Source organism: Micromonospora sp. NPDC002389 (assembly GCF_040296095.1).
Classification (GTDB): domain Bacteria; phylum Actinomycetota; class Actinomycetes; order Mycobacteriales; family Micromonosporaceae; genus Micromonospora.
In genome coordinates this window covers 44,124-67,539 of the sequence record NZ_JBEOWP010000012.1, presented here as the reverse complement: position 1 = coordinate 67,539, position 23,416 = coordinate 44,124, and the positions used below count along the sequence as shown (strand labels likewise).

The window sequence follows — 23,416 nt, the reverse complement described above, 5'->3', positions numbered from 1 at the left end:
GGGACCTGCGGCTCAGCTAGATCGCCGTGCGGGCGGTGCCGTGGACCGTTCGAGCCGCCGGTGGGTGCCGACATCGGTGGCGGTCGTCAGGGTGCGTCGGTGCGCTGCCAGCGCAGTGGGTCGTCCTCCAACCCGGCGCGGTCCCAGTGGCCGAGGTTCGCGGCGGCCTCGTAGCTGGTGCGCAGGAACTCGGCGACCGCGCGGTCGGGGTCCGGTGCGGTCCGGGCGGCCTCGTAGGGCAGCAGGAACTGCTGGAACTCGGTGCTGAAGTAGGCGCCGTCGGGGCCGACCGGCTGTTCGGCGAACCCGTCAGGTGTGGGATAGGCGTACGAGTAGAAGGCGCCTTCGGCACCGCCGCCGGGCCAGAACCCGCAGCTGGACAGCTCGCGGGAGTAGCCCTCGACCATGACCCAGTCCCCGCAGTTGGGCACTCCCCCGGGGTGCGGCGGGGCCGAGCGGCCGGAGAAGCGGGTGCAGGCGAGATCCATCCCGCCCCAGAAGAAGTGCACCGGACTGACCTTGCCCACGAAGTGCGACCGGAACTCGCCGATCACCCGGTTCGCCTGCACCAGCTGTCGCCAGAACAGGGCCGCCGCCTCCCCCTCGTAGGAGGCGTGCTGGTGGTCCTCGGCGAACGGGATCGCCGGGTCGACCTCGTTGGGGCGCGGTCGGATCGGTGCCTCGATCCCGAGCTCGTCGAGCATGGCCATGACCCGCGAGTAGAACTCGGCGACCGGCATCGGCCGGAGCGGAAGGCTCCGCGTGCCGCCGTCGCTGCTGCGTACGTCGAGCCGGTGGCCGATGAAGTCGAACTCGATCTCGAAGGCTCCCGTCCCGTACGGGATGGCGGACGTCGTCAACCCGCGCGGGCTCACGTACAGCGTCACCTGCCACCAGTGATTCAGCAACGGGGCATGCGCCATGCGGATCTTGCCCACGATCTGGGTCCACATGTGCAGGGTGTCGCGGGTGGCGGTCCAGTCCGAGACCCGCAGGCTCGGCCAGCTCGTCGTGTGCGGGCTTGTCATCGCTACTCACATCCTTGGTGCTGTCACGAGAGGGTGACGGTCGTCGTGGTCGGGTCCTCGGTTCGGCCGGCCGCACCCGTCGAGCGCACCCCGAGCGTAGGCGTGTCCGGTGGGTTCCACGGGGCGAACGCTGCGGCCTGCTCCGGATACCCGGTCGAACCAGGTGCACGGTCGGGCTAGCGCGGCAGGTCGAGCAGAACGACCACGCCGATCTCCACGACCTGGGCCCGGGAGCGCCAGTTCCACGACCCCGGAGGTGCCTCGCCGGACCGGAGTTCCCGGAGTTGGGCGAGGTCCGGCGTTAGACTCGCCGGCCATGGGACTGCTCGTCTTCAGCCTCAACCTCACCCTGGACGGTTGCGTCGACCACCGGGAGGGGATCGCCGACGATGAGACGCACGCCTTCTTCACCCGTCTCATGGACGACGCCGGAGCCATGTTGTGGGGTCGCGTCACCTACGAGATGATGGAGAGTTCCTGGCCGGCCGTCGCCCGCGGCGACGAGCAGGCACCGCCGGCCCTGCGCGAGTGGGCGGTCAAGCTGGAGGCCAAACCCAAGTACGTGGTGTCGTCGACGCGCAACGACTTCCCGTGGGCCAACAGCCACCACATCGCCGGCGATCTACGCGAGGGCGTGCAGAGGCTCAAGGACACGACCCCGGCCGGGGTCCTGCTCGGAAGCGGAAAGCTCGCGACCGAACTCGACCGGCTGGACCTGATCGACGAGTACAAGCTGCTCATCCATCCCAGGATCGCCGGTCACGGCCCGACGCTGTACGAGGGCGGGCTGCCCGGCACCCGCCGGCTCGAGCTGGTCTCGGCGGAGCCGCTCCGCAGCGGCGTGGTGGCCGTGCACTACCGTCGCGCGCACTGAGTCACACGGAGTCCATCGCCGCCAGGTCGCCGGTAGCGCGGCGTCCTCCTCGCGCTCGCCGTGCGGGGTGAACGGCTCCTCGAAGGCGAGGACGGTGTGATTTCGACGGTCTCCGGGCTGGTGGACAGGCGCGGGGATGCGTCGGAGGCCGCGCGGTGCGTACAGTTCCGGGTCGGACTTGGGGTGGGCCGGATAGATCCGGCGCAGGGAACGGGACGAGCAGCGACGGCATGACGGCAGACAAAGATACGGAAAACGGTCAGTACCGCATTGACCCGTCCCGGCTGGAGACCTGTCTCAGCGTCTTCGAGGCGTTGGAGGACCTGCCTTCCGATCACCCCGACGTGGTGCGGGTGCAGCGGGCCACCGCGAGGCTCTACAAGACGATCAAGCAGCGGCGGCGCGAGGAACGGCGGGACGCCATCGCGGCGGCCGACCGCGCGGTGACGGCGGCCACCGCCACCGGCGCCCCGGGCCGGATCGACGATGAGACCCAGGGCAACCCGCTCGTCTCCCCCACCGCGGGTGCCACGGCCGGCGTGCTGCACAAACCGCGCGGCTGCTACATCTGCAAGCAGCGCTACCGCGATGTGGATGCCTTCTACCACCAGCTCTGCCCGCCCTGCGCCGCGCTGAACCGGGAGCGCCGGGACGCCCGTACCGACCTGACCGGCCGACGCGCGCTGCTCACCGGCGGCCGGGCGAAGATCGGCATGTACATCGCGCTGCGGCTGCTGCGCGACGGCGCGCACACCACGGTGACCACACGGTTTCCCCACGACGCGGTCCGCCGATTCGCCGCGATGCCCGACAGCGGGGAGTGGCTCCACCGCCTGCGGATCGTCGGGATCGATCTGCGCGACCCCGCCCAGGTGATCGCCCTCGCCGACTCGGTCAGCGACCAGGGACCACTCGACATCCTGATCAACAACGCGGCGCAGACCGTCCGCCGTACGCCCGCCGCGTACGCGCACCTCGTCGCGGCGGAGGCGGCGGCCCTGCCGGACGGCCCACTCCCGGAGATGATCACGTTCGCCAAACCGGCCGGCCGGGGCGACCCGGCGGGCAGTCTGATCGCCCCACCGAACTCGCCCACCATCACCCCGCACGCGCTCACCGCACTGGCGCTCACCAGCGGCTCCGCCTCGCCGGAACGGATCGCGACAGCCAGCGCCATCGACGCCGGCGGTCTGGTGCCGGACCTCGACCCGGTCAACAGTTGGGTGCAACGGGTGCACGAGGTGAACCCGGTCGAACTGCTCGAAGTGCAACTGTGCAACGTGACCGCGCCGTTCGTGCTGGTCAGCCGACTGCGACCGGCGATGGCCGCAGCGACCGCCCGCCGCAAGTACGTGGTGAACGTGTCGGCGATGGAGGGCCAGTTCGGCCGTGGCTACAAGGGGCCAGGGCACCCGCACACCAACATGGCCAAGGCCGCGCTGAACATGCTGACCCGGACCAGCGCCCAGGAGATGCTGGCCGACGGCATCCTCATGACCAGCGTCGACACCGGCTGGATCACCGACGAGCGGCCTCACCCGACGAAGATGCGGCTGGCGGAGGACGGCTTCCACGCCCCGCTGGACCTGGTCGACGGCGCGGCCCGGGTCTACGATCCGATCGTCCGTGGCGAACAGGGCGAAGACCTGTACGGCTGCTTCCTCAAGGACTACGCGCCCTGCGCCTGGTGATCCGTTGCTGCCCCTGCCGACGCACCCGTTGCCGACGTTCTCCTGCTCCGACGCTGGTCGTCGAGGGACCGACCGGTTCCGCGACGACCACGCCCTCGTCCCGTCAGCGGCGGCCCGCGTCGAGGCGGCCGTCGAGCCGTCGCGGGATCTCGGTGTAACCGTCGCGTAGTTCCTCGGGCAGCAGCCACTCCGGCGCGTTCTGCCAGGCCAACGGGCGCAGGAATCGGCGGATCGCGGTGGCGCCGACCGGGACGAGCATCCGCCGGACGTCCAGTGCCGGGCCGAGCGCCGGCTCGGCGGCACGGTCGACGGCGGCTTCCAGGTACCCGCCGTCGCGGAGCACGTCGGCGAACATCCGGAACTGGACGGCCGAGCGGGTGAGCTCGCCGTCGAGCCGGGCCGCACCAGCGAGTGCAAATAGTGCGTCGAGCGGTGTTCCGGTCGGCGCGCACGGCCGCCACCGCCACACATGCCTGTGCTCTGGCCCCGTCGCGGCGAACGACGATCTCCGCCAGACCCAGGCTCATCGCGGGCACGGCACCTCCGTTGCCTGAGCGCGGAACCGGGTGTCAGGGCGCGTCGACCTGGCCCGACCGCAGGGCCCCGGCGACCTCACGCTTCTCCTGCGGCTCGGAGGTCTCCCGATCCTGGGATCGGGAGACCATTGTTGTCCCCTCCACGATGGTCCAGCCTCGATCGCAACGAACGACCCGAGACCCGGACCGGCGGCAGTCCATGACCCAGTGAATGGCGACGCCTCCAGCCGGTTCAGCTCCCGAGCGATAGTGGGCAACACCTGTGTCATTTCTTCTCGAGTTCCTGCGCAGCCCTCTGACTGTCGGAGCGATCCGGCCGAGCGGTCCGGCACTGGCCGAGCTGGCCACAGCCTCGGTGCCGGCGACGGGCTGTCCCGTTGTCCTAGAACTCGGCCCTGGAACCGGCGCCTTCACCGCGCCCATCCAGCAGCGCCTGGCCGGATCGGGCCGACACCTCGCGATCGAGATCAACCCTCGCTTCGCCGAGCGACTGGCCATGCTTCATCCCGCTGTCGAAATCGCGGTCGCGGACGCCGCGTCCCTCCGCGAGGTGCTCGTGCAACGCGGCGTCGACCGGGTCGACGTCGTGGTCAGTGGCCTGCCATGGGCGGCTTTCGACGAAGAACTGCAACGGAACGTACTGTCTGAGGTGGTAACCGTGCTGCAGCCGGCCGGCGTCTTCACCACATTCGCCTACGTTCACGCCCGGTGGGCCCCATCGGCCCAGCGATTGCTGGCGTCTCTCCGGTCGCGGTTCGAGGAAGTGGTCATCAGCCGGACGGTGTGGACCAACCTGCCACCCGCCCTGGTCTATTTCTGCCGACGTCCAATCACGGTTGTCGACGAAAGCTTCGGAGGGCGTTCGATTCTCGGCCCCAGACGAGCCGAATGGCCAGTCCTGCAGGCTGCATCCCGATGCGCGGACGGCAGATCCCTGGAATGGAAGCGACTTCAGGTCCGTGGCTGCCGATCCGCCGGGCCGGTGGAGACGAGGCGGCTCGATCGAAGGGAACGCACACGGCAGAGCACTGGTGGCCGCACCCCTTGATCGACACCTTGACCCTGGCACCTGCGAACGCGTCGGTGCCGTCTCAGGCGCGTCGCCTCGTCGACCGGCGCGCGACGTCACCACCGCGCCGATCTGAAGCGGCGCCCCCGTCCGGTGCCGGAAACTCCTTATCGGCCTCAGGGGGCGTCTGGGATGACGTCGGTCAGCGGGTCTTCTTCGTTGCGCGTTTGCGGGGTGGGGTCAACAGGTCGGCGACCGCAGCGATGGCAGACGGCACGAGACGGTAATACGCCCAGACACCACGCTTGTCCCGCTCAAGCAGACCAGCCTCGGTGAGAATCCGCAGATGATGACTCACGGTCGGCTGGGAGAGTCCGAGAGGCTCAGTCAGATCACTGACCGACGCCTCCCCCTCCGGAGCCGACTGGATCAAGCTGAGCAATCGCAGCCGAGCCGGATCAGCGAACGCCTTCAACACCCCCGCAAGCCGCTCGGCATCAGCACGCTCGAACGGCTCACCGGCAAGGGGCGAGATGGCGGGCGTCACAGTCTTCACAGTTGCCACGCCCTGCATCGTTGCAGGAAAACCCATCAATCCGCTGGTGAACGAGGGCAGGATCACCCGGAGCTCGTGTGGGAGCTCATCGCTTCTGCCGTATCTCGGCATGATGATCTACGTACCACCGGACGCGTCCAGCACGGCGTCACGATCGCCGAACCCGGCGACCGGCCACCTACGCTTCAATCCTCTGACCGGCATCACCACCCGGGACTGGCTGTTGCCGACCAGGCCGGAGCCGCCGGATCGGGCGGGCGGCGGCGGGCCGCGCCGGACAGGTGCCCGACGCGGCCCGGAGATCGGTGCCGACCGACACCGGGTGTCAGCAGGCCAGGGTGGAGATCGGTACGCCCGTCAGGCCGTCACCGCGGACGAAGCCGGTGACGCCGGTGCTGTTGTTCCTGACGTAGTACCAGCCCCAGCCGTCGTCACCCACCGCGCCGCACCGCAGGGTCGCGCTCTGGCCCGCGTAGCCCAGGCCCAGCACGGTGCAGGTCGTCGACGGGCCGGTCCGCAGGCGGATACCGGCGCCCGAGAAGCCGACGCTGTACGGTTCGTTGGCGCCGGGCAGCCAACCACAACGCGGCGCCATCGCCGTGGTCGATTCGGTCGAGGTCTGCGGGGCGGTCTGCGCGATCGCCGGGCCGGCGGCCACGACCGGTAGGCCGAGGGCCACGGCGCACGCGGTAAGGCGTGCGGCGGTGGTGAGTTTCATCTACCACTCCCTGTCTCGTAGTCGTCCCCGCCGATGCGGCGCTGCCCGGAGCAGCGAGAACGGTGGCGGAATATCGAGTGACTTCACCCTAGGGCGCACATCGACATCGATCACAGTCATTTCTTTCTGGCGGCGAAGAGGTGAACAGTGACCTCGTTGCCGACGGCCAGCGCGTCGAAGCGAGTGGCCCACCGCACGGTTGCGTTCGAGCCGGTTGACGCCGCGCTCCACAGCGTGGCGATGCTTGTACCGCTCAGGTCACAGGCCGTGACCGGCGGACGTTCCCGACGAGCTCCAGCTCGTCCAGGACATCGCGGATGCTATCGGCCCGTCCGAAGCGAGCAGGCCGTCTCCCGGCTTGAACGGTTCGCCCTTGGCTAGGGGGTGGCGAGACCTCTGACGAAGCGGGTCTTGGACGCGTGTCGGTTGGCTCGTGCTGTGGATCAGGGCTGGGACGCCGGGGTGAGCTTTGCGATGTCTGGGGCGTAGACGGTCATCCAGTGCGGATGCAGCCGGTAGTAGACCACGTCGTTGTCCCAGTCGAAGGGGTCGTCGCCGTAGAAGTCCTTCAGGTACGCGAGTACGTCCGGCCAGTCCGTGGCCTGGTCGCCGTTGCGGGGGTTGAGGATCTCCACCGTGCCGTGCGTGAAGACGCCGAGGTCCTCACCGCGCATGTGTGCGGCGCTGGCGGCGGGTCGCGCCGCGAGATGGCGCGCCTTGGCGGCGTCGCGCGCCGTGCCGAAGTACCACTTGCCTCGCAGGAAGTGCCCGTCCACACCGCTGATCCGCGGCTCGCCCTTCGCCGTCACGCTCGACAGAGCGAGGGTGCACATGCCGGTGAGGACCTGGGTGAGCTGCTCCGCGTTCAGTGTGCGTGCGGCGTTGATGATCGAGCGGAGGTGGGAGGTGGAGCCGGCGAGGGAGGCGTTAAGGAGGGCTTGGAGCTTTTCGATATCTTCCGGGGTTTCGCGCATGGAGGTCCCTGTCTCTCCGTATCAATCTGTGCCCTGGTCCGCGCCCATCACCGGCGCCGACCGATGAACCTATGCTCCACCGAGAGCCTGACACCTTGTGTCATATTTCTTCTACTGGCGTGCGGACGCCAGGTGAATGTCATCGCGTGTCGAGCACGACGAGGCGGGTGTGTTCGGAGAGTAGCCTGCTCGCGGTCAGTCCGAACATGGCGTGGAAGCTGTCGCTGAAGTGCCCCGGCGAGGCGAACCCGGCCTCGATGGACGCCCGGGTCAGGTCCATACCTTCGCCGACCGCGAGCGCGACGTGCAGCATCCGTGCCCACAACCGGTACCGGCGGAAGCTGGTGTGGGCGTTCGCCGAGAACAGGTGCAGAAACCGTGACGTCGACAGGTGCACCTCGGCAGCGAGCTGCGCCGCGCTCATCTTCTGGTCAGGCTGAGCACGCATGATGCCGATCGCGGTGCGAATCCGCTCGTCCATCGCGCCAGGGTTCGGAGGGTCGACGAATTCCCGTAGTCGGGCCGGATCGGGGAACGAGGTTTCCTGTACGTGACGAATCAGCGACGATTCGTGCTGATAGTCAAGCCCGACCGAGGAGGTGCGTTCGGTCATCCGAGCGCGAACACCCTCCGCCAGGCCCGAGCCAGGGTCGAGGTAGAAGAACAGCATCCGGCCGTCGTCCGCGATGACCCGGTGTCGTGTTCGCGCCGGAATGAGGGCGCTGCGGGTACGCCGTTCACCGATGTCGTCGGCTTGTAGCGTGAACGGTGCGTCGACGCCCAACGCGAAGCAGTGCACGGAACCGGAGTGCGCATTCAGCCTCAGCGAGGGCCCCAGATAGGCCGCCTGTCCGAGCCAGATCCAGATCCTCGCCTGCTCGGCACGACACGTTTCTGGAAGCGGGACATCGGCCACGTGGCCGATGATCGCATGTGTGCTCATAACCGCAGAGGAACGGCCAACGCGCGTGCTGCGCCCGCCAGGACGAATCAGGCGGCGACTGGGGCAAGGGCTCCTTGTGGCGGCCGGATTGCTCAACGTACTGCCCGGCGCTGGTGCCGTATCGCCGGCCTGGGCCCGTTCGGCCTACGGCGTGGACGTCACGGGCGCGGACCTGGAGACACTCATGCGGCATCGGGCGATCCTGCTCGCCCTGGTCGGCGTCACCGTGATCGTTTCGGCGTTCCGCCCGCACCTGCGCCCCGCCGCGGTGGCCACCAACGCGGCCAGCTTCGGCACCTTCCTGCTTCTCGTGCTGACCACCCCATCGCTGAACCAGCAGGTAGTCCGGGTGGCGCAGGTCGACGCCGTCGCGTTGCTCGTCCTGTCGGCGGGGACGGCCCTGCTCGCGTCCGGCCCCTGCGGGCGCCGCACGACGCCAGCGGTTCGAGGGCGCGAATGACGACAACGGTCATCATCATCGTCGGGATGTTCTTCTTCGGCATGGGCGTCTACGCGCTCGCCGCGCCTGCGGCACTTGCCCGTCCCTTCCGCATCGTCATCGATTCAGCAGAAAGCCGATCCGAGATCCGTGCGGTCTACGGCGGGTTCGGCCTGGCGATCGCCGCCGTACTGGCTGCCGCAGCGCTCGACATCGGCGATATCCGGACCGGCGCGGTCATCACCGTCGCAGCGGCCCTTGCCGGAATGGCCCTCGGCCGGTTGTTCTCCCGGATCGCCGACAAGGCCACTGCGTTTTATCCAATCTGGTGGTACTTCTGGATCGAGACCATCGGTGCCGCCCTGCTGTTCGGCGTCGCCCGACCCTGATCCTGACGAGTCGTATGGCAGACAGGGAAGGCACCGCAGCGTCGCTGGTCGCCGTGCTTAATGAGGCATTATGCCGATCGTGGTGAGGTGGCCTTTGCCGATGGCGTGTGCCAGAGATCCACCATCGTTAAGCAGCCGGTCGATGCGTGCTGGTAGTCGCACGCGAGCGCTGATCTCCCCGGCCGGGTTCACCATGATGATGTGATGACCGGCGCGGGCGAAGAGTGCACCTCCGGACACGGGGACGCCCTCACTGGCAGCACCGGGCGGGAGAGGCGGCACCCTTGTACAGGCACTGCGGTCGAGATCGATGAGCGTGACGCCGGTCTCTTCGGCCAGCCACAGCCTTCGACCGGTGAGGAGCGGTGGCAGCGACGGCAGGTCACGGTCGTGCCGCCACAGGATCTCCACGCCGCCGGTGGGACGCAGGGCCATGACGGTGCGCCTGCCGCTGAGAAAGATGATGCGGCCGTCGTCGCCGACGGTGAAGGCGATGCCGGAGTCGGGAAAACGCACCGGCGCCGGCAGCGACCACTCACCCCTGGCAACGCCGGTCCGCGCGTCCAACAGCAGCAGTGCCGCCTGTTCGGCAGTGGCGATGAGGATCGCGTCTCCTGCGAAGGTCCGCTCCGAATCCCACCGCAGGGGCAGCGGCCAGGCCAAGCTGCTGCCCGGCGCGGGTCCCGGGAACCGGCCCGGAAGAGGCTCGCCGGTTACCAGATCCACCCGTGTCAGCGGAGAGTAGCCACGCCACCCGCCGAGGAAGGCGACGGCCCCACTGACACTGATGTAGCGGCGCAGGCGCAGCTTCGGTGTCGACCACGCCCGCTGCCCACTGTGCGCGTCGAAACAATGCAGGACACCAGCCTGACTCAGATAGAGACAGCGATCGCCCGCGACGACGGTCGTGCCCCAGCAGTCCTCCACCTCCTGCTCCCATAACGGCACCCCGGTCTGACGGTCCAACCCCACCAGACGCGAGTGCCGCTCCGCCACGACAAGGACCCCGGACCCCACCGCCAACGCCACCGGGCTCGAGCGCACGTGCAGAAGCCGCGACCACAACACCTCCAGCGCTTGATCCACGAGCCCAGTGTCACGCACGAACCCGAGGACGAGGCGGCACGCCGTCGTCAGACGGGAACGGCAAGGAGATCGCTACCGGTTCGACCCGGAAGGCACGCCATCCGGCGCACCCGGTGCCCAGCAGGCCCCCCGGCCGCGGTGATGGTGAAGGACTCCCGGCCGGCCTCGATCGGCGCCCTGCCGATCGCGCCGAGTAGCCGCATCGGCGCCGACGATGCGAGAGTCCCGTTCCCTGCGGATGGGTGTTCTTCGACCTCAGCCCGTGCTCGGAGTTCTCGGTCAGCAGCGGCGGACATGGCACGATGGCCGTGTCCTGCGCCGCCGGTGGCCGGGCACGACGCTGATGGAGTCGGGATGTCAGAACTGGCCGGCACGCCGGTGCCAGGATTGGCGAAACTGTGGACGCACGATCCGGTCACCGCCGGCCGGTATCGGCTGGTCGGCCGGCTGGGCGCGGGTGGACAGGGGGTCGTCTATCTCGGCGAGGACGACGCTGGTGACCGGGTCGCGGTCAAGATGATCAACGCCGATCTGAGTGATCCACGGGCCCGGTCGCAGTTCGTGAAAGAGATCGCCGCCGCACGCCGGGTCGCTCCGTTCTGCACCGCGCAGGTGCTCTTCGCCGAGGTGGACGGCGAGCAGCCCTATGTGGTCAGTGAGTTCATCGAGGGTCCGACCCTGCACCGACACGTCCGCGAGCACGGCCCAGTGACCGGCAACTCCCTACACCGGCTCGCGGTCGGCACGGTCACCGCACTCGCCGCGATCCATGGTGCCGGCGTGGTGCACTGCGATCTGAAGCCGGACAATGTCGTACTGGGCAAGGACGGCCCTCGGGTGATCGACTTCGGCATCGCACGCGCGTTGGGAGTCACCGAGACGGCGTCCAGCCGAGTCATGGGGACCACCGCCTACATGGCGCCCGAGCGGTTCCGCAACGACGCGGTCGGTCCACCCTGCGACGTCTTCGCCTGGGCGGCCACGATCGCCTTCGCTGCCGGCGGTCAGCCGCCTTTCGGCAACGACTCGCTCTTCGCCGTGATGCACCGGGTGCTGCACGATCCACCCGAGCTGCCCGCGTTGCCTGCCGCACTGGACGAGCTCATTCGCCAGTGCCTGGCCAAGGATCCGGCGGACCGGCCGGATGCCGAACGTGTACTGGTACGGCTGCTCCGACAGGACACCACGCTCACCAAGCCGCTACACCGGGAGAACCTACTCGAAGTCGGCAACGAGACAGCGGGCGCGCCGACACCGAACCACCCGCTCCCCCAGATCACGCCGACGGCACCGCAGCCGCACTCGACAACGTCGCGGACTCCGGCCCAGCCGACGGTGCCGACCCAGGCCCGGCCGACACGGCCGGAACACGTGCCCGTGACGGAGCCCGCCGTCGGTGCCGAGCCCGACGGCGCGCTGCGGCGACTGCGGCGTGAGTCCCTGGACGCCTGGGGCATCTCGACCGCACTCTTCCTCGGTTCGGTGGGCGCCGCCGGCGGCTACGTCGCGTCGAGCGCGATCGGCCCGGCCGCCGCAGCCGGGGCGGTCACCTTCGTCGTGGTCTACCTGGTTCGGCTGCTCGTCGCGACGGCGGTCGGGGGACGCTCCGACCACGGATGACTCGGTACGGTGGAGGTCTGGGGCGCCGGCTGGCGCCGGATCGATAGGTTGACTGCCACCAGCCGCCCGCCGAGGAGGACGTCCCGATGACCCCATCCGCTACGCGTACACGGCAGTGGTTGCCCTACACCGCCGCCGTCACCGCCGGGCTGGTGGTCATCGTCGGAGCGTTCGTGTTCGTCCAGCAGCACGAAGCGGGCAGCGAGGGGCCCCGCACCGACTGCGCCATCACCCTCCAGGTCAACTCCTCCACGGAGAAGGCGGAGCTACTGGTCGACCTGGCCGAGCGCTACAACAGCAGCACCCGGTCGATCGACGGCGGCGGCTGCGCCCAGGTGCACGTCAGCGCGTTGAACTCGGGCAAGGCAACCGAGGCGCTGGCCACCGGATGGGCCCACACCGGCCTGCCGCAACCACAGGTCTGGCTGCCGACGTCGAGCCTGTGGACCGGCCAGCTGCGGCTGCTCGACATGGCCGCTGGGCGGGCACCGCAGACGCCGGACCGCTACCCGTCGATCGCCAACAGCCCGCTGGTGATCGCGATGCCGCAGCCCAAGGCCGAGCTGGTACGCCAGCGCGGGCCGCTGGGTTGGGGGGAGATCCTGGGCCTGTCCGGGCGGGACGGGTGGGCGGGCTTCGGCAAGCCGGAATGGGGCCGGTTCACGTTCGGCAAGGACAACCCGAACCTGTCCACCTCCGGGCTGGCGGCGACCATCGCCACCTACTACGCGGCGGTGCAACGGTCCAGCGACCTGACCCGGTCCGACCTGGCCAAACCCGCGGTCACCCAGTTCGTGCGCCGGATCGAGGCCAACGTGGCGCACTACAGCGACGACTCGGTGGACCTGCTGCGAAGCCTCGCCGAGGCGGACCTCGCGGGCCGTACGGACGACATGAGTGCCATCGTCCTGCAGGAAGAACTGGTGGACCTCTACAACACGGGTGCGTTGAGCCCTCGGCAGGAGGGGCAGGAGCGGGGCCGCCGGCCGAACGTCCCGCTGGTCGCCGTCCACCCCAAGGAGGGCACGTTCAACCTGGACCACCCGTTCGTGGTGCTGCCCTCCGCCGATGAGCGGCAGCGCGCGGCAGCGGCCGACTTCCAGGCCTTCCTGACCGAGGACGCCCAGCAGCAGAGCTTCACCCGCCTGGGTTTCCGGAACCACGAACGCCGAGCGTCGGCGGAGCTGCTTGCAAGCGTCGGTGACGAGCCCGCCGGCGGGCTGACCTACTTCGAGCCCCCGGACCCGCAGGTCGTCGGTGCGATGTTGGACGGTTGGCGCACCCTCCGTAAGAAGGCCAACATTCTGATCGCCCTGGACACGTCAGGATCGATGCAGGCGATGATCGGCACCCGTACCCGTTTCCAGGTCGCCTCGGCGGCAGCGGGCAAGGGCCTCGCGTTGCTCAACTCCGAGGACCGGGTGGGGCTCTGGTCCTTCTCCTCGGAGACTTCGAAGCGGCCGAAGAGCCCCTACCGCGAGGAGGTTCCTCTCGGCGCGTTCGATCAGAAGCGGATCACCCGCAAGATCGACGGCCTGCACGTCGAGGGCGGCACCGCGCTCTACGCGACGGTCCGGGCCGCCCACCGGGAGCTGCTCGACCGGTACGACCCGCAGCGGATCAACGCGATCGTCGTGCTGACCGACGGCAAGAACGAGTACACCAAGGACAACGACCTCACCCGCCTGCTCGACGAGGTCGCCCTGGATCCGCAGCGTCCGGTGAAGGTGTTCTGCATCGCCTTCGACCGGGAGTCGGACTTCGTCACCCTGAACAAGATCGCCAAAGCGTCGTCGGGCAAGGCCTACGACGCCACCGATCCCGCCACGATCGACGAGGCGTTCGTGAAGCTGGTCAGCAGCTTCTGACGCACTCTCACTCTGGGACGTCGTCAGCGCGCCGCGAACACCCTCAGCGCACTGACGTCGATCCGCGCCGCCTGTCCGGACGGGCACCGATCCCCCGTCGTTATGGACAACCTGTCCGCAAGGCCACACGATCCGGGCATGGGCTGCCGGCACGGGGCCGAGCGGTGCCGTCCCAGGAGCAGAAGCGCCGCATGCGACCCGAGTCTGCCAGGGATCTTGGCCTGATCAGGCCAGGCTCGCTCTCGCCGCACGGGACGGTCCGTCCACGCCGGTTTGGTAGTGCAGAGTGACGATCTCCTTGTGGCGGCTGACGTCGATGAGTGTGAGATGGGTGTGCTTATCGGGGCCGCGGAAGCGTACGCCGTCGCCGAGCAGGATCGGGGCGATGTGCACGATGACCTCGTCCACCAGGCCGGCGGCCAGGCACTGGCTGGCGACGTCCGCGCCGATGATGAGCACATCCCGTCCCGTCGCGGCGATCCGGGCTTCGTCGACGACAGGTGTGACGTCGCCGGCGCGGACTGCCACGCCATGGAGCGGCTGCTCGGTGGGGCGGTGGGTGAGCAGGTACTGCGGGCCGGACCAGGCGCCGTCGAACACTTTCCTGCCGTCTCGTTCTCCCGCCTCGTAGCTGCGTCGTCCGGCGATCACGGCTCCGGTGCGCTCAACCACGGCGACCGCTGTCGGCTCCTCCGGGTCGAAGTGGTCGAAGACCCAGGTGACGTCGTCACCTGGGGCGGCGATGTAGCCGTCGAGCGAGACGGTCGCATGCCACAGCACTCTTCCTGCCGGGCGATCTGGCATGGGCTCTCCCTGGGTACTCGACCATGAATCCGATTGCAACATGCAATCGGCCCGAACAGCCTAGGGGAACCGGGAGTAGTCTGCAATCAGTTCGCGGGGGCATCGGGAGGGTTCATGAGTGAGCATCGTTCGGACTGTCCGATCAACCTCGCCTTGGAAGTGATCGGGGACACCTGGTCGTTGCTGGTGATCCGCGACATCATGTTCGGCAATCGCCGCCACTTCCGCGAACTGCTCACGCGTTCCGACGAAGGGATCGCCTCCAACATCCTCGCCGACCGGCTGCGCCGCCTCCTCGCCAACGATCTTCTCTCGCAAGCCCCGGACCCCCGACACAAACAACGACGCATCTATCACCTCACCGAGCGATCCATCCAGCTCGTCCCGGTGCTCGCGACGCTTGGGGCATGGGGGCGACAGCACCTACCGGTAAGCCCCGAGCTCAGTATCCGAGCCCGGATACTCGACGAGGGCGGCCCACACTTGTGGCACCAGTTCATGGACGAGTTGCGGGAGACGCACCTGGGCCAGCCCCGGCCAGCCGGCGCCACCTCGGTCGCCACCCAGTTGGAGGCGGCCTACCAGGCGGAACTGGCGCGCAGAGCCTGACCCGTCCGTGTTCGAGGCGGCAGGCCCAACTGCGGGTCACAGACGCCACTCGCGGGTGAACCGGCGGACCGCGCCATGTCGACGGCGCGCGCGGGTGAGTGACGTTCGCCGCGATGCCGACTGACCGTTGGTGCGTGGGGGGCCGAGTGGATAACTTCGAGCCCTCAGGGTGGGCGACGGGCGGAGGCTGGATGACGCATGGCAACGCTGAGTATCGCTACGCAAACACGGCGATACTGTCGGTTACGGCTTTGGAGGCGCCGGTCATCGTCACCTCTGATCAGTTCGATGAGCAGCTGAGCGAGACCTTCCGACGGCTGAGACTGCGCCCAGGGATGCTTCAGCGGATCGCCGGAGTTCAGGAGCGGCGCTGGTGGCCGGAGGGCTTCGGATTCGCCGAGGCGGCGGCGACGGCCGGCGCCAAGGCACTGTCGGAAGCGGGTGTCGACGCGCGTGACGTCGGCCTGTTGATCAACACGTCGGTGTCCCGCGCGCATCTGGAGCCCTCGACGGCGGTCGCGATCCACCACGCTCTGGACCTGCCGCCGTCGGCTTTGAACTTCGACATCGCCAACGCCTGCCTCGGGTTCGTCAACGGGATCCAGGTCGCTGCCAACATGATCGACGCCGGGCAGATCCGGTACGCGCTGATCGTGGCGGGTGAGAGTTCCCGCGAGGCCCAACAGGTGACCATCGAGCGGCTACGTCGATCCGACTCCACCCGCGACGACGTCCGGGAACAGTTCGCCACGTTGACCCTCGGTTCCGGCGCGGCCGCGATGGTGTTGGGCGCCGCCGGCAGCCATCACCAGGAGCACCGGCTGATCGGCGGTGTGAGCAGGGCGGCCACCCAGCATCACGAACTGTGCGTCGGGGACAACACGCGGATGCGTACCGATGCGAAGGGTCTCCTCGACGCGGGTGTGGAGCTCGCGGAGGCGACCTGGGCGGATGCGCGGTCGTGGGATTGGCAGGACATGGACCTCTACGTCATGCATCAGGTCTCAGCGGCCCACACGCGTGGCGTCGTCAGGCGGCTCGGCCTTGACCATCGGCGGGTCCCGGCGACGTTCCCACTGTGGGGAAACGTCGGCCCGGCATCGCTACCGATGACCTTGGCCCACCACGCGGGATCGCTCCACTCCGGTGACCGGGTGCTGTGCATGGGGGTCGGCTCCGGCCTGAACACATGCGCCCTGGAGGTCGTGTGGTGAGCAGCCGACAGGCAGCGTCGCCGCTCGGGTTACCCGGCCTGGACAGTGCCTGGTCCCGGTGGGTCACGGCGACGGACAGTCAGGGCGTGCAACGCACCTGGCATGTTCTGGACACCGCCGGTACGGACTCGGGTAGCTCGATCCAACCCGTGGGAACGCTCCTGTGCGTGCACGGCAATCCCACCTGGTCGTACCTGTGGCGGCACCTGCTGGCCCGGTTCCAACGGGCTGACGCTCCACCGTGGCGGGTGGTCGCCGTGGACCATCTGGACATGGGGTTCTCGGAGCGGACTGGCACCGTACGCGGGCTGGCGCAGCGGATCGACGACCTCACCACGGTCACCGACGCGCTAGGTATCACCGGGCCGGTCGTCACCGTCGGGCATGACTGGGGCGGGTCCATCTCCCTGGGTTGGGCGCTGCGTCACCGCGATCAGCTACGTGGCGTCGTGCTGACCAACACTGCGGTGCACCAGCCGAGTGGGTCGCCGGCGCCCGCACTGATCCGCCTGGCCCGACTGCCCGGCGTGTTGCCGGCGGTGACCGTGCGGACGCAGACGTTCCTGCAGGCCACCCTCGCATTGGCGAACCCGTGGCTGCCGAAGCCTGTCCGCGAGGGCTATCTCGCTCCGTACCACGGTATGGAGCGACGGGCGGCGATCGGCGGCTTCGTCGCGGACATCCCGCTCGGACCCGACCACCCGAGCTGGCAGGCGCTGCAAGAGGTCGCGCAGCGTCTGCACACGCTGGCGGGGATACCAGCACTGCTGCTGTGGGGGCCACGCGACCCGGTCTTCGGCGAGGTGCACCTGCGCGACCTGCGAAACCGGCTGCCGCATGCACAGGTGCACCGGTTCGAAGGCGCGGGTCATCTGCTCGCCGAGGACGCTGATGTCGCCGGTACGGTCGAGCAGTGGCTGGTCGACCTGGACCGCCGGCCCGCCGAGCCGATCGCGACGCCGGAACCGGCGGCGCCGTGGCGTCCGCTGTGGGCGGCATTGGCAGAGCGTGCCGAGGACCGGTCGGTTGCTCTGGTCGAGCTGGCGAACAACAGCCGGCAGATCAGCTGGTCCTTGCTGTGGCAACGCATTCAGGAGATCGGGGCCGGGTTGTCCGCCTCCGGAGTGCGTCGCGGCGATCGGGTGGCACTGCTCGTACCGCCCGGCGCCGATCTGACCGCCGCCGTCTACGCGTGCCTTCGCATCGGTGCGGTGATCGTGGTAGCCGATCCCGGGCTGGGACTGGGCGGCATGAGCCGAGCGCTACGCAGCGCCGACCCCTCGCACCTCGTCGCCATCGGCCCCGGACTCGCTCTCGCCCGCGCCCTGCGCTGGCCCGGAAGGCCGCTCGGGGCCGGACCTGGCGCCGCCGTGTTGGGCGCGCTCACCCTGGGCAAGCTGGCCCGCCTCGGCGCCGACGTCCGGGAACTTCCGGCCACGCCAGACCCGGACGACGACGCGGCCGTGCTGTTCACGTCCGGTTCCACCGGACCGGCGAAGGGTGTGGTCTACACCCACCGCCAGCTCGCCGCGATGCGGGACGCGCTGTTCGGCCTCGGAGTGAACGCCGACGCCGGAATCGTGGCGGCCTTCGCGCCGTTCGCACTCTTCGGACCGGCTCTCGGCGCCCCGTCGGCCATCCCGGACATGCGGGTCACCGCTCCACGGACGTTGACCGCCGCCGCTCTCGCCGAGGCGGTAGCCGCAGTCGACGCTTCGGCGGTGTTCGCCTCACCGGCCGCGCTACGCAACGTGGTCGACACCGGCGACGTGTTGGACGATCGCCAGCGCACCGCGTTGGAGGACGTGACATTGCTGCTGAGCGCGGGCGCGCCGGTGCCCGCCGCGCTGCTCACGCAGACGCGAGCCTTGATGCCCAAGGCGCAGCCGCACACGCCCTACGGGATGACCGAGGTTCTCCCGGTCACCGACATCACCCTCGACGAGATCGTCGAGGCCGAGCCGGGTGACGGTGTCTGCGTCGGCCGGCCGTTGCCCGGTGTTCAGGTGGCGATCGCGGCCCTGGACTCGACCGGTACGCCTTCCGAGCAAGCCGGTTGCGCTCCTGGGCTGACCGGCGAGATCTTGGTCAGGGCCGGGCATGTGAAGGATCGTTACGACGGGCTCTGGCTGACCGAGCGGGACAGCTCCCGCACTTCCGGATGGCACCGCACCGGCGACGTGGGCTACCTGGATCCCGAAGGCCGGCTCTGGGTGCAGGGTCGACTGGCCCATATCCTGCTCACCTCCGACGGCGTGCTCGCCCCGGTCGGCATCGAGCAGCAGGTCGAATCGGTGCCGCAGATCGCGCGGGCCGCAGTGGTCGGTGTGGGACCGCCCGGTGTGGCGAAGGTCGTGGTGATCGCCGAGACCCTGCCCGGGACCCGCCATGCCCGACTGGCGAGCCGAGAACTGGCCGACGCGGTACGTGCCGCGACCGTGCCGCCGGTCGCGGCCGTGTTGGTGGTCCCGTCCCTGCCCACTGACATCCGCCACAACTCGAAGATCGACCGTACCCGGCTACGTCGCTGGGCGGAACGAGTGCTCGCTGGCGGGAGGGTTAGCGGACTGTGAGAATCCTGGTCACCGGTGCCAGCGGCATGCTCGGCGGCGCCACTGCCACAGCTTTGCGGATGCGTGGCGACGAGGTCCGCGTCCTGCAACGTCGATCCAGCGGCCTGGTCGGGGTCGACGAGCACCGCGGCGACATCACCGATCCGCAAGCCGTACGTGCGGCCGCGGAGGGGGTCGACGCCGTGGTCCACCTGGCCGCGAAAGTCTCGATGACCGGCCCGTGGCGACAATTCGAGCACATCAACATCGGTGGTACGACCACCGTGCTCGCCGCCGCCCGGGCAGCCGGCGTGACGCGATTCGTGCACGTGTCCTCGCCGTCGGTCGCTCATCATGGCACCGGCCTGGTCGGCGCCGGAGCCGGCGCAGCCGACCCCGAGCGGGCCCGGGGACACTACGCCCGCAGCAAGGCCTCGGCGGAGTCGCTCGCGCTGGCCGCCGACTCGCCCGACTTCGCCGTGGTGGCGATCCGCCCCCACCTGGTCTGGGGACCGGGTGACACCCAGTTGGTGGGCCGAATCGTCGAGCGGGCCCAGGCCGGCCGGCTGGCACTGGTCGGCCAGGGAACCGCCCTGATCGACACGACGTACGTCGATAACGCCGTCGACGCCCTCGTCGCCGCGCTCGACCGGGTGCCCGAGGCGGACGTACATGGGCAGGCCTTCGTCGTCACCAACGGCGAGCCACGGACGGTACACGAACTCGTCGAGCGTATCTGCGTCGCCGCCGGGACGGCGCCACCGAGACTTCGGGTGCCGGTGGCCGCAGCGAAGGCCGGCGGCACCGCAGTGGAGTGGCTGTGGTCGGCGCTTCGGCAGACCGACGAACCGCCCATGACCCGGTTTCTGGCCGAGCAGTTGTCCACCGCACACTGGTTCGACCAACGCCGGACCCGCGAGGCACTGCGCTGGTCACCGCAGGTGACGCTGGATGAAGGCTTCGTGCGGCTAGCTGCGGCGTACGGGTAAGGTCCCGCCCTCGTGGCCACCGACGGGCCCCTGGGTGCGCCACCTCTTGGCTCGTTCGGTCGGGACGACAGCGGCGGCTGACGACGATGCAGTTCCATACCTACCGTCGCGAGGTGCCGCACCGCGCTCCCACACTTGGTGTCATGCACGGTCAGACGACCCACGGCGGTCGCGTGAGAGGGCTCTTGGCGCCCACGCGCCGTCATGTCTGTGTGAGTAGTTCTGCGCGGAATTCGTTCGTGGTGCTGACCCCAAGTCGCTCATACGTCTGCGGCTGCCCGTTAGCCGCCGCGCCCTACGAGATCAGCGAAGTGCGTACGCACAGGGCAACTCCACGGCGCGGTGCCAGGCGCTGCCGAGTACAGCGACGGGGTGATTGATTTCCCTGACCCTTCCGTCAGCGGTCTCTACCGCAAACTCCATCGACAACGGCTCAGTCCCGAACGGGACCACGCAGTCGACCTGCACCTCGACGTCGATCCAGCCGGTGCCGCCGGGACGCACTAACCGATCCTGCCCCATACCTCGGACCCGGATACCCGGCAGCTCGCCGGTAGCCGCACGGACAGTGATCGGGGCCGGCCCAGCATTGATCACTGCCACGCCAGCAGTTCCAGTGCCGGACGCGCGCCGCCGGCGGTGGCGACAGCGGCGTGCACGGCTCTGCCGCTGGTGGCACCGGCCGGCTGGTCGCGACCAGCCCGTTGATCGCGGCGATCCCTGGGCGTACCGGTCTCGACCTCGACGGTGCTGGCCGGCCCGTCGGGCGAGCTCGACAACGCGAGCCCGATACCCGTTGCGCGGTTGCAGTCGTTCAACTTTCAGAACCGTTACGTCCGGCACCAGGACTACGGCGTCCGGATCGACCCGACCGTCAACCGGGCGTTGGACGGGCAGTTCCGGGTGGTGCCCGGACTGGCGGATCCGTCGTGGTCGGGTACGGCACCGGTACCCGGACCGACCCGCGTGCCGCGCGAGGCGGCGGGGACGTCCGAGCCGCAGATCGTGTCCATCGATGCCGTCACCGTCGTGATCAGAGACGGGGTCAGCGGGTCTTCTTCGTTGCGCGTTTGCGGGGCGGGGTCAACAGGTCGGCGACCGCAGCGATGGCAGACGGCACGAGACGGTAATACGCCCAGACACCACGCTTGTCCCGCTCAAGCAGACCAGCCTCGGTGAGAATCCGCAGGTGATGACTCACGGTCGGCTGGGAGAGTCCGAGAGGCTCAGTCAGATCACTGACCGACGCCTCCCCCTCCGGAGCCGACTGGATCAAGCTGAGCAATCGCAGCCGAGCCGGATCAGCGAACGCCTTCAACACCCCCGCAAGCCGCTCGGCATCAGCACGCTCGAACGGCTCACCGGCGAGAGGCGAGATGGCGGGCGTCACAGTCTTCACAGTTGCCACGCCCTGCATCGTTGCAGGAAAACCCATCAATCCGCTGGTGAACGAGGGCAGGATCACCCGGAGCTCGTATGGCGGCCCCGCCGCGTACCTCGCCGCTCGGGTCGATCGCGTGCCCAGCGACGACGTGGCGGCGAGGACCGGCGAGCGGTCCGAGAGCTCACGCTGCGCGCCGTACGCGCCGTGCGAGCGGCTTCGGGTCGGCCGCTATGCGGCGACCGGTATCGCACCGGTGATACCTGGTGCGGCCCTCGTGCTACCAATTGCAGGGTGTCTCATCAGCGGTGCCTCATCCACTCTGGCCGGCGTCAACCTCCTGTCACCCGACGCCCACAGCCCCCGGCCGGCGGAGAGGTACGAGTCCTTGTCACGTCTGGAGCAATCGGTAGTGGCCCAGTCCGGCCGTTGCGCGTTTTGGTATCACGTCATCCTTGCTTTGGTGTGCGCGGGGGGCGGGATACTCCTGTTCAGCCTTGGGTATCGCACGTACCCGGTGGTGGCGCTCGTCGGCGCGACCGCCTGGCTGGGGATGGCAGTTCGATCCGCACGCGACACCGAAACGGCAGGTAGTGACGTGGAAGAAGGCGGCCGTAACACCATGCAGGGTCGAAAAGCTTTGACTCTCGTCATCTCCATACTGATCGCCGTCGGTGCCACCCTGCTACTCGCCAACGCCAACGGCAACATCACCGCGTACATCGTCGGTGGGGCGCTCCTCGCCATCGTGCTCTACGTCATCGTCAGCGTCATGGTGAATTGGAAGAAGGCCGTCTGAAGTCCCGGTGAGCTGATGCGAGCACCGCGCCAGTATCCACGCCGATTCCGTTCCCCCCTCGCTGGTAGGCATACCCTGACCACGAGCACAGCTTCCGCAGGCACGTCACACGCTCGGGCTGCACCGGTCCGCGCCCGCTGCTCGACCCGAGAGGTACTCCTATGCCCGATACGTCGGAACCCGTCACGTACCTCATCGTGGACGGGGAGAACATCGATGCCACTCTCGGCAACAGTGTTCTGGAGCGTCGGCCGGCACCTGCGGAGCGACCTCGGTGGGAGCGGCTACGGGATTTCGCGCGGGACACGTGGCAGCGGCCGGTGAAGGGACTGTTCTTCCTCAACGCCTCCGGTGGCGCTCTGCCGATGCCCTTCGTCCGGGCCCTCCTGAGCATGGAATACCGGCCCATCCCGCTCGCTGGATCATCGGATCAGAAGGTGGTCGACATCGGCATCCAGCGGACGTTGGACGCCATCGCCCGACGCCCCGGCAACGTCATGCTCGCCAGCCACGACGGCGACTTCCTCCCGCAGATCGGGGAACTCCTGCGAGGTGACCACCAGGTCGCCGTCGTCGGCTTCAAGGAGTTCCTCAACGCCGGCTTCGCCGACCTACCGGGCCTGCAGGTATTCGACATCGAAGAGGACGCGGACTGCTTCACCAACGTGCTTCCCCGGGTACGCATCATCGACCTCGAAGACTTCGACCCGGAGCGCTTCCTGTAAGGCGGACAGCATCCGCGGACCGGCTGACGGCGAGCACCAGTTCACAGGCGGACAAGCCGCGACAGATCACCCCCACCTGGTGCTCGCCGTGGCCCGGGCTGTCGTTCGCCGAGGGACGCCAGGCTAGTTTGCTCGGATGAGTTCCCTCGATGACGTCGCGAGGCGTGACGGTTGGCGATGCTGGGTCTGCGACGAGTTGGTCGACCCGCACATGTCGGTGAACGACCCGCGTGGTCCCAGCGTCGACAGCCGCACCGCCGACAAGAAGGCCAAGGTCGCCGAGCGGCTCGCGCATCGTGCCTGCAACACCCGCAAGGGCGCGGTCAAGGTGGTCATCGCCTGGCCGGAGCGTCTGCACGTGGTGGAACCGGCATCGCTGATCGCCGTCGCCGAGCGACTCGAACGCAAGGGTGGCCGCGAGCTGGTCGCTCGCTGTCCAAGCCGAAAGGATGCCCAGGAGGCGGCGGAATGGCTGGTCGACCGGTTCTCCCGGCTGGTGCCCGGACTGCCGGTGACCGCGAGCGTCGACGCGGGCGGCGGACAATACCTCGTCGCCTTGGCCACCGGCCGCCGCTGACCGACTGCCCTGCTCGACAGGCCGCGCCGACCAGG

General features: G+C 68.9%; 24 protein-coding genes and 1 pseudogene. 15 read left to right on the top strand and 10 right to left on the bottom strand.

The genetic code is table 11. The features are described from left to right. Positions 1-86 precede the first annotated feature (86 nt). Positions 87-1,028 (bottom strand): DUF5996 family protein, encoded by a 942-nt coding sequence (locus ABT008_RS22390; protein WP_350698165.1) that lies wholly within the window; start codon positions 1,026-1,028, stop codon positions 87-89. A gap of 316 nt (positions 1,029-1,344) precedes the next feature. Between ABT008_RS22390 and ABT008_RS22385 the strand changes: the two genes are divergently transcribed. Both ABT008_RS22385 and ABT008_RS22380 read left to right on the top strand, forming a co-directional pair. Then, on the top strand, positions 1,345-1,902 hold the full coding sequence (locus ABT008_RS22385) for a dihydrofolate reductase family protein (RefSeq protein WP_350698164.1): 558 nt from the start codon (positions 1,345-1,347) through the stop codon (positions 1,900-1,902). Between the two features lie 230 nt (positions 1,903-2,132). Next, a complete protein-coding gene (locus ABT008_RS22380) occupies positions 2,133-3,593 on the top strand; it encodes an SDR family NAD(P)-dependent oxidoreductase (RefSeq protein WP_350698163.1) in 1,461 nt (486 codons plus the stop codon). A gap of 103 nt (positions 3,594-3,696) precedes the next feature. Here the strand turns inward: ABT008_RS22380 and ABT008_RS22375 are convergent, their stop codons facing one another. After that, positions 3,697-4,062, bottom strand: a complete 366-nt coding sequence (locus ABT008_RS22375; protein WP_350698162.1) for a hypothetical protein — start codon at positions 4,060-4,062, stop codon at positions 3,697-3,699. Positions 4,063-4,391: 329 nt separating this feature from the next. Between ABT008_RS22375 and ABT008_RS22370 the strand changes: the two genes are divergently transcribed. Next, entirely contained in the window at positions 4,392-5,177 is a 786-nt protein-coding gene (locus ABT008_RS22370; RefSeq protein ID WP_350698161.1) for a class I SAM-dependent methyltransferase, read from the top strand. Positions 5,178-5,340: 163 nt separating this feature from the next. On the opposite strand, the gene ABT008_RS22365 is transcribed toward ABT008_RS22370, so the two are convergent. From ABT008_RS22365 to ABT008_RS22350, 4 genes are all read right to left on the bottom strand, one after another. Continuing rightward, the gene (locus tag ABT008_RS22365) at positions 5,341-5,712 is read right to left on the bottom strand and encodes an ArsR/SmtB family transcription factor (RefSeq protein ID WP_350698278.1); all 372 of its coding nucleotides are present in this window, start codon (positions 5,710-5,712) and stop codon (positions 5,341-5,343) included. A gap of 307 nt (positions 5,713-6,019) precedes the next feature. Beyond that, positions 6,020-6,412: an SH3 domain-containing protein gene (locus ABT008_RS22360; RefSeq protein WP_350698160.1), complete on the bottom strand. Its 393-nt coding sequence runs from the start codon at positions 6,410-6,412 to the stop codon at positions 6,020-6,022. 443 nt (positions 6,413-6,855) lie between these two features. Further along, positions 6,856-7,386 carry a pyridoxamine 5'-phosphate oxidase family protein gene (locus ABT008_RS22355; protein ID WP_350698159.1) on the bottom strand — a complete coding sequence of 177 codons (531 nt, stop codon included), beginning with the start codon at positions 7,384-7,386 and terminating at the stop codon, positions 6,856-6,858. 139 nt (positions 7,387-7,525) lie between these two features. Further along, positions 7,526-8,329 (bottom strand): helix-turn-helix domain-containing protein, encoded by an 804-nt coding sequence (locus ABT008_RS22350; protein ID WP_350698158.1) that lies wholly within the window; start codon positions 8,327-8,329, stop codon positions 7,526-7,528. Between the two features lie 76 nt (positions 8,330-8,405). Between ABT008_RS22350 and ABT008_RS22345 the strand changes: the two genes are divergently transcribed. Both ABT008_RS22345 and ABT008_RS22340 read left to right on the top strand, forming a co-directional pair. Then, positions 8,406-8,789 carry a hypothetical protein gene (locus ABT008_RS22345; RefSeq protein WP_350698157.1) on the top strand — a complete coding sequence of 128 codons (384 nt, stop codon included), beginning with the start codon at positions 8,406-8,408 and terminating at the stop codon, positions 8,787-8,789. After that, entirely contained in the window at positions 8,786-9,157 is a 372-nt protein-coding gene (locus ABT008_RS22340; RefSeq protein ID WP_350698156.1) for a DUF4345 family protein, read from the top strand. The genes ABT008_RS22345 and ABT008_RS22340 overlap by 4 nt, the downstream gene beginning before the upstream one ends. A 57-nt stretch (positions 9,158-9,214) precedes the next feature. Here the strand turns inward: ABT008_RS22340 and ABT008_RS22335 are convergent, their stop codons facing one another. Next, positions 9,215-10,243 carry an outer membrane protein assembly factor BamB family protein gene (locus tag ABT008_RS22335; RefSeq protein WP_350698155.1) on the bottom strand — a complete coding sequence of 343 codons (1,029 nt, stop codon included), beginning with the start codon at positions 10,241-10,243 and terminating at the stop codon, positions 9,215-9,217. A gap of 354 nt (positions 10,244-10,597) precedes the next feature. Here ABT008_RS22335 and ABT008_RS22330 point away from each other — a divergent pair, with 354 nt between their 5' ends. Continuing rightward, on the top strand, positions 10,598-11,863 hold the full coding sequence (locus tag ABT008_RS22330) for a serine/threonine-protein kinase (RefSeq protein ID WP_350698154.1): 1,266 nt from the start codon (positions 10,598-10,600) through the stop codon (positions 11,861-11,863). 86 nt (positions 11,864-11,949) lie between these two features. Further along, positions 11,950-13,731 (top strand): substrate-binding and vWA domain-containing protein, encoded by a 1,782-nt coding sequence (locus tag ABT008_RS22325; RefSeq protein ID WP_350698153.1) that lies wholly within the window; start codon positions 11,950-11,952, stop codon positions 13,729-13,731. A gap of 225 nt (positions 13,732-13,956) precedes the next feature. Here ABT008_RS22325 and ABT008_RS22320 read toward each other — a convergent pair whose 3' ends face one another. Further along, positions 13,957-14,535, bottom strand: coding sequence for a dihydrofolate reductase family protein (locus tag ABT008_RS22320; protein ID WP_350698152.1), 579 nt, complete (start codon positions 14,533-14,535; stop codon positions 13,957-13,959). Between the two features lie 114 nt (positions 14,536-14,649). Here ABT008_RS22320 and ABT008_RS22315 point away from each other — a divergent pair, with 114 nt between their 5' ends. The 4 genes from ABT008_RS22315 to ABT008_RS22300 all read left to right on the top strand — a co-directional run bounded on the left by ABT008_RS22315 (position 14,650) and on the right by ABT008_RS22300 (position 19,899). After that, positions 14,650-15,144, top strand: a complete 495-nt coding sequence (locus ABT008_RS22315) for a winged helix-turn-helix transcriptional regulator (RefSeq protein WP_350698151.1) — start codon at positions 14,650-14,652, stop codon at positions 15,142-15,144. 191 nt (positions 15,145-15,335) lie between these two features. After that, the gene (locus ABT008_RS22310) at positions 15,336-16,358 is read left to right on the top strand and encodes a 3-oxoacyl-ACP synthase III (RefSeq protein ID WP_350698150.1); all 1,023 of its coding nucleotides are present in this window, start codon (positions 15,336-15,338) and stop codon (positions 16,356-16,358) included. A 149-nt stretch (positions 16,359-16,507) separates the two neighbouring features. Further along, a complete protein-coding gene (locus ABT008_RS22305) occupies positions 16,508-18,931 on the top strand; it encodes an alpha/beta fold hydrolase (protein WP_350698149.1) in 2,424 nt (807 codons plus the stop codon). Continuing rightward, on the top strand, positions 18,928-19,899 hold the full coding sequence (locus ABT008_RS22300; protein WP_350698148.1) for an NAD-dependent epimerase/dehydratase family protein: 972 nt from the start codon (positions 18,928-18,930) through the stop codon (positions 19,897-19,899). The genes ABT008_RS22305 and ABT008_RS22300 overlap by 4 nt, the downstream gene beginning before the upstream one ends. A gap of 593 nt (positions 19,900-20,492) precedes the next feature. On the opposite strand, the gene ABT008_RS22295 is transcribed toward ABT008_RS22300, so the two are convergent. Beyond that, positions 20,493-20,678: a hypothetical protein gene (locus ABT008_RS22295; RefSeq protein WP_350698281.1), complete on the bottom strand. Its 186-nt coding sequence runs from the start codon at positions 20,676-20,678 to the stop codon at positions 20,493-20,495. Here ABT008_RS22295 and ABT008_RS22290 point away from each other — a divergent pair. Next, positions 20,647-20,817, top strand: a pseudogene (locus tag ABT008_RS22290) (AbfB domain-containing protein); the annotation flags it as partial. The gene ABT008_RS22295 and the pseudogene ABT008_RS22290 overlap by 32 nt on opposite strands. A 127-nt stretch (positions 20,818-20,944) precedes the next feature. Here the strand turns inward: ABT008_RS22290 and ABT008_RS22285 are convergent. Then, entirely contained in the window at positions 20,945-21,316 is a 372-nt protein-coding gene (locus ABT008_RS22285; RefSeq protein WP_350698278.1) for an ArsR/SmtB family transcription factor, read from the bottom strand. A gap of 352 nt (positions 21,317-21,668) precedes the next feature. On the opposite strand from ABT008_RS22285, the gene ABT008_RS22280 reads away from it, so the two are divergent. The 3 genes from ABT008_RS22280 (at position 21,669) to ABT008_RS22270 (ending at position 23,381) form a co-directional block, all read left to right on the top strand. Next, positions 21,669-22,079 carry a hypothetical protein gene (locus ABT008_RS22280; protein WP_350698147.1) on the top strand — a complete coding sequence of 137 codons (411 nt, stop codon included), beginning with the start codon at positions 21,669-21,671 and terminating at the stop codon, positions 22,077-22,079. A gap of 161 nt (positions 22,080-22,240) precedes the next feature. Beyond that, complete coding sequence (locus ABT008_RS22275; protein WP_350698146.1) at positions 22,241-22,804, top strand: NYN domain-containing protein; 564 nt, start codon at positions 22,241-22,243, stop codon at positions 22,802-22,804. A 136-nt stretch (positions 22,805-22,940) separates the two neighbouring features. After that, positions 22,941-23,381, top strand: a complete 441-nt coding sequence (locus tag ABT008_RS22270) for a hypothetical protein (RefSeq protein ID WP_350698145.1) — start codon at positions 22,941-22,943, stop codon at positions 23,379-23,381. Positions 23,382-23,416 lie beyond the last annotated feature (35 nt).

Bases quoted from the DNA above. Each gene is read 5' to 3' on its own strand.
- ABT008_RS22390 (WP_350698165.1), bottom strand. From the start codon at position 1,028: ATGACAAGCCCGCACACGACGAGCTGGCCGAGCCTGCGGGTCTCGGAC.
- ABT008_RS22385 (WP_350698164.1), top strand. From the start codon at position 1,345: ATGGGACTGCTCGTCTTCAGCCTCAACCTCACCCTGGACGGTTGCGTC.
- ABT008_RS22380 (WP_350698163.1), top strand. From the start codon at position 2,133: ATGACGGCAGACAAAGATACGGAAAACGGTCAGTACCGCATTGACCCG.
- ABT008_RS22365 (WP_350698278.1), bottom strand. From the start codon at position 5,712: ATGCAGGGCGTGGCAACTGTGAAGACTGTGACGCCCGCCATCTCGCCC.
- ABT008_RS22360 (WP_350698160.1), bottom strand. From the start codon at position 6,412: ATGAAACTCACCACCGCCGCACGCCTTACCGCGTGCGCCGTGGCCCTC.
- ABT008_RS22355 (WP_350698159.1), bottom strand. From the start codon at position 7,386: ATGCGCGAAACCCCGGAAGATATCGAAAAGCTCCAAGCCCTCCTTAAC.
- ABT008_RS22350 (WP_350698158.1), bottom strand. From the start codon at position 8,329: ATGAGCACACATGCGATCATCGGCCACGTGGCCGATGTCCCGCTTCCA.
- ABT008_RS22340 (WP_350698156.1), top strand. From the start codon at position 8,786: ATGACGACAACGGTCATCATCATCGTCGGGATGTTCTTCTTCGGCATG.
- ABT008_RS22330 (WP_350698154.1), top strand. From the start codon at position 10,598: ATGTCAGAACTGGCCGGCACGCCGGTGCCAGGATTGGCGAAACTGTGG.
- ABT008_RS22325 (WP_350698153.1), top strand. From the start codon at position 11,950: ATGACCCCATCCGCTACGCGTACACGGCAGTGGTTGCCCTACACCGCC.
- ABT008_RS22320 (WP_350698152.1), bottom strand. From the start codon at position 14,535: ATGCCAGATCGCCCGGCAGGAAGAGTGCTGTGGCATGCGACCGTCTCG.
- ABT008_RS22315 (WP_350698151.1), top strand. From the start codon at position 14,650: ATGAGTGAGCATCGTTCGGACTGTCCGATCAACCTCGCCTTGGAAGTG.
- ABT008_RS22310 (WP_350698150.1), top strand. From the start codon at position 15,336: ATGACGCATGGCAACGCTGAGTATCGCTACGCAAACACGGCGATACTG.
- ABT008_RS22285 (WP_350698278.1), bottom strand. From the start codon at position 21,316: ATGCAGGGCGTGGCAACTGTGAAGACTGTGACGCCCGCCATCTCGCCT.
- ABT008_RS22275 (WP_350698146.1), top strand. From the start codon at position 22,241: ATGCCCGATACGTCGGAACCCGTCACGTACCTCATCGTGGACGGGGAG.
- ABT008_RS22270 (WP_350698145.1), top strand. From the start codon at position 22,941: ATGAGTTCCCTCGATGACGTCGCGAGGCGTGACGGTTGGCGATGCTGG.